Source organism: Methanospirillum sp. (genome assembly GCF_035560735.1).
Classification (GTDB): domain Archaea; phylum Halobacteriota; class Methanomicrobia; order Methanomicrobiales; family Methanospirillaceae; genus Methanospirillum.
In genome coordinates this window covers 1-10,169 of sequence record NZ_DATMYY010000389.1, presented here as the reverse complement: position 1 = coordinate 10,169, position 10,169 = coordinate 1, and the positions used below count along the sequence as shown (strand labels likewise).

8 protein-coding genes are annotated in these 10,169 nt (G+C 46.1%); 3 read left to right on the top strand and 5 right to left on the bottom strand.

Annotation, left to right across the window (positions count from 1 at the left end; translation table 11 throughout):
* Window positions 1–1,333: hypothetical protein (locus VN429_RS11515; protein WP_325633459.1), on the bottom strand; the 1,333-nt coding region annotated here is incomplete at its 3' end.
* Window positions 1,334–1,668: 335 nt separating this feature from the next.
* Between VN429_RS11515 and VN429_RS11510 the strand changes: the two genes are divergently transcribed.
* Window positions 1,669–2,334, top strand: coding sequence for a DUF4013 domain-containing protein (locus tag VN429_RS11510; protein ID WP_325633457.1), 666 nt, complete (start codon window positions 1,669–1,671; stop codon window positions 2,332–2,334).
* 145 nt (window positions 2,335–2,479) lie between these two features.
* Window positions 2,480–3,169, top strand: a complete 690-nt coding sequence (locus tag VN429_RS11505; protein ID WP_325633455.1) for a trimeric intracellular cation channel family protein — start codon at window positions 2,480–2,482, stop codon at window positions 3,167–3,169.
* Between the two features lie 24 nt (window positions 3,170–3,193).
* Here the strand turns inward: VN429_RS11505 and VN429_RS11500 are convergent, their stop codons facing one another.
* From VN429_RS11500 to VN429_RS11485, 4 genes are all read right to left on the bottom strand, one after another.
* Window positions 3,194–4,012, bottom strand: coding sequence for an SWIM zinc finger family protein (locus tag VN429_RS11500; RefSeq protein WP_325633452.1), 819 nt, complete (start codon window positions 4,010–4,012; stop codon window positions 3,194–3,196).
* Complete coding sequence (locus VN429_RS11495; RefSeq protein WP_325633450.1) at window positions 4,012–7,158, bottom strand: DEAD/DEAH box helicase; 3,147 nt, start codon at window positions 7,156–7,158, stop codon at window positions 4,012–4,014. Before VN429_RS11495 ends, VN429_RS11500 begins: the two co-directional genes overlap by 1 nt.
* Before the next feature lie 525 nt (window positions 7,159–7,683).
* Window positions 7,684–8,559: a universal stress protein gene (locus VN429_RS11490; protein ID WP_325633448.1), complete on the bottom strand. Its 876-nt coding sequence runs from the start codon at window positions 8,557–8,559 to the stop codon at window positions 7,684–7,686.
* A 121-nt stretch (window positions 8,560–8,680) separates the two neighbouring features.
* The gene (locus tag VN429_RS11485) at window positions 8,681–9,349 is read right to left on the bottom strand and encodes a DUF6198 family protein (protein ID WP_325633446.1); all 669 of its coding nucleotides are present in this window, start codon (window positions 9,347–9,349) and stop codon (window positions 8,681–8,683) included.
* Window positions 9,350–9,629: 280 nt separating this feature from the next.
* Between VN429_RS11485 and VN429_RS11480 the strand changes: the two genes are divergently transcribed.
* On the top strand, window positions 9,630–10,169 hold a 540-nt coding region (locus tag VN429_RS11480), incomplete at its 3' end, for a hypothetical protein (RefSeq protein WP_325633444.1).

Below are 10,169 nucleotides of genomic sequence, written 5' to 3'. Positions count from 1 at the left end.
CGGTAAATCCGTTTCCGATGATGTTTACGATGCTGCCGTCAACTATTCCCGCAGAATCTTTAAGCGAGGTGAGAGTTGAATCAGCGGTGACATTCCATGAACTCGTTCCATCAAGACTGATTGCTGATGTATTTATAGCCCCTGACAAGGTAGAACCATTCTTCAGGGTTGCAGAGATTGAGCTAATTGCGTCTGTTTCTAGTGATCCTATGAGCTGAACATTATCAGCATTAAAGTTCACAATCCCACCATTCTTTCCCTGTGTTCCCCATCGGGATGTTCCGGCTGCCTTGATCAATAGATCTGGTGCTCCTACTATCTTGACGTTCTTGAGGGTGATTACCGAGTCGGTGTTTGTCACAAAGAAAGCAGGTCCTGCTATTGGCTCATAGGATCCACCATCCATTGTGAAAGTGCCGGTCCCAGTCTCTGCATCACCTGAAAAACTCTGGTAGATCATTATTCCACCTGTCTTTTCTACACCCCCAGAGAGCGATGTATTGACCAGATGTATCGTGTTGAATCCCTCTATCACAGCGGCTTCTGTCCCAACTGACTTTACTATTGCGTCGGTTACGTTGATCACTCCAGTTGAATAGAGTCCTGGTGAATCAATTCCAGAGGAAGAAATAGTTCCACGCGTCACTGTTACAGTTCCTGACCCGCGGTCTGTTGCGATTGGAGCTCCGTTCTTTCCTGACGTGATAACATTTACATCCACAAGAGTCAGGGTCCCTCCAAGAGTAGCCATTACCCCGTGACCACCATTACCTGATGCAGTTATTGTGAGATTATCAAGAGAGATAGAGGTCCCTTCCCCTGTGGGAATTGCACCATTTGCCCCGGTTCCTGTTGAAGTTATTGTTCCGCCTGATATTTTTACAGTGCTTGCGTTGTTTGCAAGAACTGCACCGTTAAGGCCATAAAAACTACTTGCATCGTTGTTTGATGTATTGCCCGTTGTGCTGATAATTGGGTTTGTAAGGGTTAGCGACCCCTTGTTTGTTACATAAATAGCTGAAGTGTCAGTTTTATCTGACATATAATTGCCATCTGATGCTGATACCGTCTTATCATCTACAGTAAAGTTCCCAGTAAGCGCAAATGATGTTCCCTGGTTTCCGCCAGGTCCTCCTGGTGGTGCCCCTGCTGATGGAGTTCCACCTGGTGGCATACCTGATGGTGGCTGACCGTTGCCTATACCTTCTTGATCCGGAGGCATTCCTGTAGAACTGGCACCGGGAAAATTATCGAGAGATGCACTGCAAATTGCACAGCCAATGATAATGAACATGGCCAGTAATATTGCAGAAAAATAACAGAATTGTCTCATACTATCACTTGGTATATGAGCAGCAGATCTCTTCCTCATTGTGTGGGGGAGGTATCTATGCTCTCTATGTACCTTAACAGACTGCTTTCAATCAAAGTCTTATAAAGAATAGGTAACATTCAGGTTGGAGATCGGATGAGATAGTTTTTGAGCTAGAGATTCGCGTTTCCTAAAGAAAATTAGGAATATGGTTTCTTTTTTACTTTTTTGCTCATAGCATAAAAATCTGGAGATATAGGTACACCAGAGAGCACAGTAATTCCCGTAAATTATGGGTAGTATTATACACAGTATCTTATATCCGAACCGCAGATTACTCTCATCGAGTGATCTGTATGGATGTTATTGAAAGTATTAGCGATGCATTCAGGTATGCATCAGATGCATTGGTCGGAAAGTGGGTCAGATGGATTATCCTTATTATTTCATCTATTATCTTCCCGCTGATCATGGGGTATACACTTCGGATTATGAAGGGAGTAACACCAGCTCCAGAGCCTGAAGATTACCTGGGCATGTTTATTGATGGCATTAAGATGTTGATCATTGGATTTGTCTATATGATCATCCCCTGTATCATCGGTTTTCTGATCTTCTTCTTCAGTGGAGGTTTTGGTGCCCTAACCATGCTGACGATGAATGTTTCCAATCCGGAAGCATACCTTGGGTTGCTGGTTGGAACACTTGGGATTTCATTCCTGATCTTCTTCATCATTGCGTTCATCTTCAGTCTGTTTGAGATCATAGGTATGGTTCAGTTTGCACGAACTGGAAGCATGGGAGCAGCTTTTGGCTTCAGTACTATACTTGAGAAAATTGGTAGGATTGGCTGGGGCTCATACATCATAGCCTTGATCATTCTGAATATTGTCTTCTTTATCATTTATGCCGTTCTCTCGCTGATTCCCATCATCGGCTGGCTACTTACCCTGATCCTGCTACCATTCCTCTCTATAGCAGGTGCCAGGTTTTACTCTGGACTCTACGACGCAGGCCAGTAATTACCTTACCAGGTTTTACTCCCTCCATTTTTTATGATTTATACAAACTGATAACCTCTTGTCAGACTGATATCTACTCTATATCATCTCCTGCCTAGATGTCACGATACATATCTATGAGGGCCTCGGGGAGGAAGGGCATCATATGGATACGGGAATTTCTGAGTTTTTACTTGTATTTCAGACCGTTGTGCAGTGGATAGCAATCATCCTCTCAGCTTCATCCGGTGTATATGATGCTCGAAGAAACGGGCTTGATTATTTTGGTGCATTAGTCATTGCAGTGATAGTTGCAGTAGGAGGGGGGACCCTGAGAGATATTCTTCTTGGGCGATATCCTCTCTTCTGGCTCCAGGATCCCATCTATCTGATCAGTATATTAATAGTCGGTGTAATTGGGATTATTCTCGTTCCTATCAGTAAAGGCTCCCTAATAACCGAAAATACAGTTCACAATGATCTCTTCAATGCTGTTGTAAGTTTAATGTTTGGAACATCAGGTTCGTTTGCACTGATTGATGCGATTTCTCTTGGTATGTGGGCATACCTCGGAACTTTCTATGCTCTGACCGGTGGCATTTCGCCACTGATCGCTCCGGTAATGGGAGTGATCACGGCATCGTTCGGGGGAGTGCTCAGAGATGTCTTCTTTGTAAAAATTCCTGATTTATTCAGACCCGGCCAGTTTTATGCAATAGCATCGTTTACCGGAGCTGTAGCCTATACTGTCTGCTGGACTTTTATGGTCCCTTACCCGATCGGCTTTGTTGCCTGCATTACAATCACATTCCTGGTACGAATGATCTCGGTCTGGTATAATATCACAAGTTTTTAAATGAGTGATTCTGACCAATATCTGTTACTCTTCTTTATCCGTGAGTTCATACGCGAACTTTGCAGCTTTGGAGTATACTCCTGAGATGTGGTCAGAAAGGTCTGCTTTTCCTAGTTTGTACGGCGAAGGTCCGAGACGGCTGAAGCAGGCAGCAGCATCTTTTGAAGGCTGTACGTCCCGAAACTGCACAGCCTCAAATTCTGTGCCGGGATCATAATACCGGGTCAGATCTGGTTTCTCATCTTCTTTGGCCTGAGTTTTTTCGACCAGTTTGACTTCTTCAGTCACCTCCGGATTTAAGTACTGAGAAACCCCTGCGATTATCTCATCACGGGTTTTTCCCCTGAGCAGAAAGAGAAGGAGAGGATCAGCGTTCACCTGGTTTCCAAGTGCCAGGTACGTTGCAACGATATGGCTGCAAGTGTGGTGGTCTGATTCGCAGTCGCACCGGTAATCCAGGTCTTCAAGTGAGGCGGGTATAATATGAATTCTGGCTTCTTTCAGCATCTCATCAAGTTCCCTGCAGTAATTACCTGAAAGAAGATTTGAAAACAGGTTCTGGTTAGCAGCAAATATCCGATATACAACCTCCCAGTCGTCCTCAAGGTCTGCGAGCCAGATTGCTGTATAGTGAGAACCACCTACTGCCTCAAGTACCACAGATTCAGAACCACCGGGATATAACCCTTTAATAATTACCTGACCCCGCTCTGCAAGCCGTCTTCCTTTCACGAGTTGAGAGGTATCATTTCCAGGCCTCATCATGCTGAGAAATTCTGTCGTCCACCAGGATTCTCCCAGGAGCTGCTGGCGGGTCTTCTCGTAAGTACTGTTCCTCACCATCAGATATCATCCCCGAAAACCTGTTCACGCAGCCGGAGTACATCCATAAGTTCACCATTAGGCAGTTCAGTAAGCCAATCTTCTCCAGCTGATATGACCTGATCCGCGACAGTCCGCTTTCGTGCAATCATCTCATGAATCTGTTCTTCGAGGGTTCCTGCCGTGATCATCATGTGGACCTGTACGGTTTTTGTCTGTCCTATCCTGTATGTCCTGTCGGTTGCCTGATCTTCGACTGCAGGGTTCCACCACCGGTCAATGTGAAACACATGATTTGCCTGCATGAGGTTCAGCCCCGTCCCTCCTGCCCTGAGCGAGATTACAAAGAAGCGGGGGCCGTCAGATTTTGCAAACCTCGCTATCATTTCTTCCCGTTTCATCCGGGGTGTCGAACCCGTCAGGAGGAGCACTTCACGCTCCAGCGACTGATGGAGTGTTCTGGCTAGATCTTTAGCAAACGTTGCATACTGGGTAAAGATAATTGCACCATCGCCTTCATCCCTGACCTCTTCAAGCATCTCCACAAGACGCTGAACTTTCCCGGAACGTGCTGGATCCAAAGAAGGTACAGATCCATGTTCCGGGTAATTGCAGATCTGTTTCAACCTGGTAAGAGCTGAAAGAACCCGCCCTTTTCTGGCTATTCCTGCAACAGACTGGAGATCCCTGGCAAGATCGTTCACGGTGCTCTGGTATAGTGCCGCCTGCTCATGAGTCAGGGTGCAGTATACCTCCATCTCCATCTTTTCAGGAAGATCTGAAATGACTGTTTTGTCAGTTTTTACACGTCTTAGCAGGAATGGCCTGATGATCCTTCGCAGTTCCGCTGCTTTTTCATCTGCTCCCCCTTTCTCTATCGGGGTTGCATACATCTTCTGAAATGTCGTAAATGAACCCAGATATCCCGGGTTTATCGTCTCCATTAGTGCCCACAGCTCGGTGAGATGGTTCTCGACCGGTGTTCCTGTGAGAGCAATTCTATGATCTGCTTCAAGTACTCTCACTGCCTGGAACTGTTTTGTCTGTGGGTTTTTGACATTCTGAACCTCGTCAAGAATAAGCACAGCGTATGTAAGCCCGGAAAGGAGTTCCATATCCCTGGGAATGAGTGCATAGGAGGTGATTATCAGATCATATGACTGGGCCTTTTCAAGGAACGCTTTTCCTTTCAGCCGGGAGGATCCATGGTGGACAAAACAGGAGAGTCCCGGAGCAAACCGTGTCAGTTCACGTTCCCAGTTCCCAATGACTGAAGTGGGACATATTATGAGGGAAGGCCCGGAGAGTCCTTTGTTCTCTTTTGCGCAAAGCAGATAGGCTATCGTTTGTGGTGTCTTACCAAGTCCCATATCATCGGCTAGGCATGCTCCGAATCCGAGCGAGCGACACCTGAGCAGGAATGAAACCCCTATCTCCTGGTATGGCCGAAGTGTTCCGTTGAAGGTTTGAGGAATCTGAACTTTTGTATGACTCCACCCTTCCCGTACACCCGTGATCAGGTCTGATGTCCAGTCATCTCCCGGATTGATTGAGAGATCTCCATCCGGACTCTCAGATCGTGCAACCATCTTTAGGAGTTCAGCAACTGATACCCGGTGTTTTTTGTATTGCTTCTCGATGGCCTTTATCTTGAGATCCAGTGCAGGTCTGTCAATCGTCACCCATCGGCGGCCTGCTCTCACAGTTGTTATCTGCTGCTCCACCATCTGTCTGAATGCAGCAGGTTCGATGAAGTCGTCTCCAATAGCAATCCGGTAATCATAATGGAGCAGGCTTGCCAGCCCTACCATCGAGTTGAAATCTTTTTCCTGCTGCCTTTGGAAAGAGAGGTTTATCCGGGCAGGCTCCAATGGTCGTCCCCACCAGTCAGGACAGATAAACTCAATGCCGCTCTCTCGAATGCGGGGAACGTCGTGACTTAAAAACCTGATAAGATCTGATTCAGGAATCCTGATGACGGGATCGAACCGGGACCTGAATGTGACCTGTGATTCAGGCAGGGTAGCAGCGGTCTGAACCTTTAGCGCTGCATCCTGTAAGAGTTTTTTTAGTTCATCCTCACCAGGTAAGGGGATTGGTGCAGTTTTTCCTGGGTCAAGTCGGCTGGCAGGAACCAGGATATCAGAATGGTCTGCAGATTTCACCAGGAATGTGATCACCCATTCAGGTGGCTGTTTCTCTTTAGATGAACTAGTGGCTATATCCTCATCAATCCTGGCAACAACCGTCCATGGAAGATCATCCGGGATCTCAATGTTTTCAGTATTTGTCCACTGGTCAAATTTCCCTTTCCATCCATTGGTTATCTGTGGATTTGTGATCGGCATTTTGTGCCTCTCGTATCCCTGGAGGTAGTAAAGTGCAGTCAGTTCCTGGGAATATTTGAGCCGCTCTATCGGGGTAAACCTGGAGATGAGATCCTCAGGATGGGTCTGGGTGGTAAGGAAGATAATGCGGGCTATTATCGATTCAATAAAGAGGATAACGGTTTCTTTTCTCCCGGTTATTCTTGAACCTTCTGCGTACCTGAGAAAACTCTGTTGAATCGGAGGCATTACTCTCGCTAGAGAATCAATCCGGTGTTCATCGTAAGAGGAGGGGATAAGTTTCCACCTGGTGCAGACTCCTCCATTCTGGTATATTCCTGATGACGGGAGGTACCTTCCTCTGATTACCATCTCTCTGGCTAAACGGGAGCACGCCCGCCAGAAACGAAGACTTCCCCCGTCAATCCATGCACCTGATGGATTTCCTTCAGGAAGATGAAACAGGAGTTCAGATTGACAGACCACAACCGGGACCTGAAAAAAAGCTGATGAATCAGGCTCTCTCTGAGTTATTCTATGTAGGGATGCGAATTCAGGAGATACAACGATCTCTCCTTTTGCTATCGGGAACTCTACTTTACATGAACTATTGCACGGTGCTGATTGTTCTCTTCCTTCCTTTAGATTAAGTTTTATCAGAGCAGAGAGGTGCTCTGCACTACTGGCAAACGGATGGTTTGGCCCAGAATCTGTTCCTCCTGAAATCGGGATTGATCCTGAATCTTTGTCTTCTCCAAACAGAATAAATGAGAATGGCTGGTGTGGGTTATACAGGGCATGCAGGATAATTGGGGTATCTGAACGATGAGAGGATGACAAGAAGGCCTCCGATATTTGCCTATATTATTATCTTCAGAGACTTTATGGTGTTCGGGGGGGCATGAAGGATCCTAATATCTTTCTAGTTATGTCTTTTCTGTCATCCAGAAGGTTTGCTCACTTATTGTGTCAGGTTATATCTGATCTCATTAAATGTTTCTTTGATCGAACCATGAATAAATGATGAACATGAAAATATCTTCCTCTCATCCTGAGCGATACGAATAACCCGCTCAAAAATATTCTTCCCAAGGCATTTTCCATATTTCACGCGTCATACAAGAATTTCCATAGGTCTTAAAAAAATATACAACTGGGAGGGCTGAATGTAATAATTACTGCAATTTTGGATAGAAGTCTGTTAAATCTTGATAGAGAGGCAGATCATTTTCATAAATTCAGGAAATAGGAATCTAAATGAGTCAGTATGATGAAGGAGAGGCCGTATCTTACCTCACTGTTGACAAATTAAGGCGGTGTGAATTCAGGGAGAAGAATAAGGGATTATTCCCTTGATCGATCCACTCATATCTCCAGAGGTATTGTTTCAGGTGCCCGCACGACGAGTACGGGGCACCGGGCGTGCCGGACTGTCTTCTCGGCCACACTGCCGAGACGTAAGTACTCATAACCGGTCCGGCCACTGGTTCCCATGACAAGAAGATCATGACCGGTTGAAGCCTGGATAATCTCATTTGCTACGGACCCCATAGCAACAGTTGTTTTTACCGTAATACCCAGCTCCAAACCCATATCGGCCACAGAATCTACTGCATCCTGGGCGGCATCAGGAGTAAATAGTTCGACATTTCTGTGAAGAGGGATCGGTATGCTCCGGCCTCTACTGACCGAAAGTGCGGTCACTTCAGCATTGAAGGTCCGGGCCATCTCAAGCCCGTGCATGATTGCAGGCCGGGTTATGGCGGTACCGTCTGTTGGAATAAGGATCCGGTGACATGCAAGGTCACCTTGTTGATCGCCTCGGATCACGAGCACTGGGCAGGACGCAAACCGAATGACCTTCTGTGCCACACTTCCCAGAAGCATGAGAGAAACTCCGGCCCGGCCGGTAGTCCCCATAACCATAAGGTCATATTTTTTTGACGCTTTGATAATTTCCTGAAGAGGGATACCCGTGACTACCTCTGTTCTCACGTCGATACCCATCAGCTCACCACGATCAGCCACTTTTTTTACTGCTTTCTCGCAAGACTGGTAGTGAGGGTTATCTATGTCAGGTGAGGAGGCATTCCACGGGATTGCGTAGTTACTGACATCGTTCACGCAGATTGCTGTAACTTCTGCACCGGTGATCTTTCCCATGGTAAGGGCAAATGTGATGGCACCCTGGGCGTCACTCGTCCCGTCTGTGGGGATCAATATTTTTTTGTATGATATCATGATCGTCTAATCCCCCGCATCTCATCCTGAAACAATACCTTCCCGTAATCGTCCTCACACATCAGCGTGATACCTATCATAGATATCACGTCCTGTGTCATCCCAATCACCGATCTAGAGGTCATTTTACCATCTCGCCCAGTCTCGAACTCCACGGTTTTATGATGATCACTTTACTGAGGATGGTGTTCAACCCTTGCACACCAAAGCCGGTTATGAACGCTAAAATGACCGTGCCTATGCCAACGCCAACCAGTTCGCCGAGGAAAGTTATGGAAAATATCACTGACAGGACCACGCAGATGATATCGAAAAGGGTCTTGATCCTCCGATATGTGACATGGAAGAATATGGTCAGGTCATTGAGGAATGTATCGATTATCATCAGGGGAATCTTGGATCCTACCATCAAAGCAATAGCGAGACACATAATCACGTAACCGGAGACGAAGTAAAGGATACGTTCCCAGAACTCCGTTGGCAGGCCGGAAAGGACATTCATGAAGAAATCCAGGATCACACCAAAGAAGAGCGAGAGGACGATCGAGAGGATATATCCTGATTTGAACCTCTTGGTAATGGCGAGCAACACGACGAGCAGGCCAATCTGGAAGACCGGGTTCCAAATGCCAAAGGAGATCTGTTTAACAATACAGCTCAACACATAGGGGAGCGACGAAATGGTAGATATACCGAATCCCGCGATCACCATTAGAGAGATGGCAATTGAGACGAGGAGGAGACCGGCCACAAAGGATACTTCCCCGGGAATTGTGATTTTCTTTTCCATTTCACGCCTTCACTGGTTTCCTGGCAATACACATTAAGAATTGAATGTTTGATCGGGTACAACTGGAATAAAGACAGGTTGCCGTTTCAACTGAAACCTGATAAAAGGTTGGTAACGGGAGAATGAATAATTAAATAAGAGGTTAATCGGGTTTGACTTAGTCGTTCCGTTCGCCGAATTTTTATCTACTAACAATGTATCAGGTCTGCGAGATATAATGTGATCTCACTTTCGCGGTGTTTACCTTACGTTTACATACTCATGATGGGATCATCTAGCGATGAGGGATCATACCAATCCGCTCAAGAATATTCCTCCAGAGGCTTTTTCCATAATTCAGGCATCAAATAAGGATTTTCTTACATGCCTGGCCGATATTCCAAGACGATACCCATCCGGTCGAATTACGTATATCAATAATCATGAATTTGTTCCATTACTTCAGTTCAAAGAAGAGGAACAGGATAGGCTCGATCATCTGAAGATAGACAGCCTCTCTGAACTACTGGAGTATATTACCAGTGATACTTCTACGATCCTTTTCATAGAGTATCATCTATCCTGGTTCATACCTGACAAAGAAGAAGAGATGATTCAATTCAATGAGATCTGTAAGGCCAGGGCACGAAGAGGAGCGCCTGTAGTGGTGGTTACTGCGATTATGGACAGGAATCTTTTAGTTCTTGAAGGGAAGGCAGATCATTTTTTTCAGGTCCGGACGTGGGAGTTGAAAAAAGTCCGGGCGATAAAAGAACAGACGTATCTTGATTCGTTATCAGTTGGACCGGGAGGAGTGATGGAAAAGGGGAGAGTATACGGG

Coding starts and splice junctions, on each gene's coding strand:
- VN429_RS11510 (WP_325633457.1), top strand. CDS start 1,669: ATGGATGTTATTGAAAGTATTAGCGATGCATTCAGGTATGCATCAGAT.
- VN429_RS11505 (WP_325633455.1), top strand. CDS start 2,480: ATGGATACGGGAATTTCTGAGTTTTTACTTGTATTTCAGACCGTTGTG.
- VN429_RS11485 (WP_325633446.1), bottom strand. CDS start 9,349: ATGGAAAAGAAAATCACAATTCCCGGGGAAGTATCCTTTGTGGCCGGT.
- VN429_RS11490 (WP_325633448.1), bottom strand. CDS start 8,559: ATGATATCATACAAAAAAATATTGATCCCCACAGACGGGACGAGTGAC.
- VN429_RS11500 (WP_325633452.1), bottom strand. CDS start 4,012: ATGGTGAGGAACAGTACTTACGAGAAGACCCGCCAGCAGCTCCTGGGA.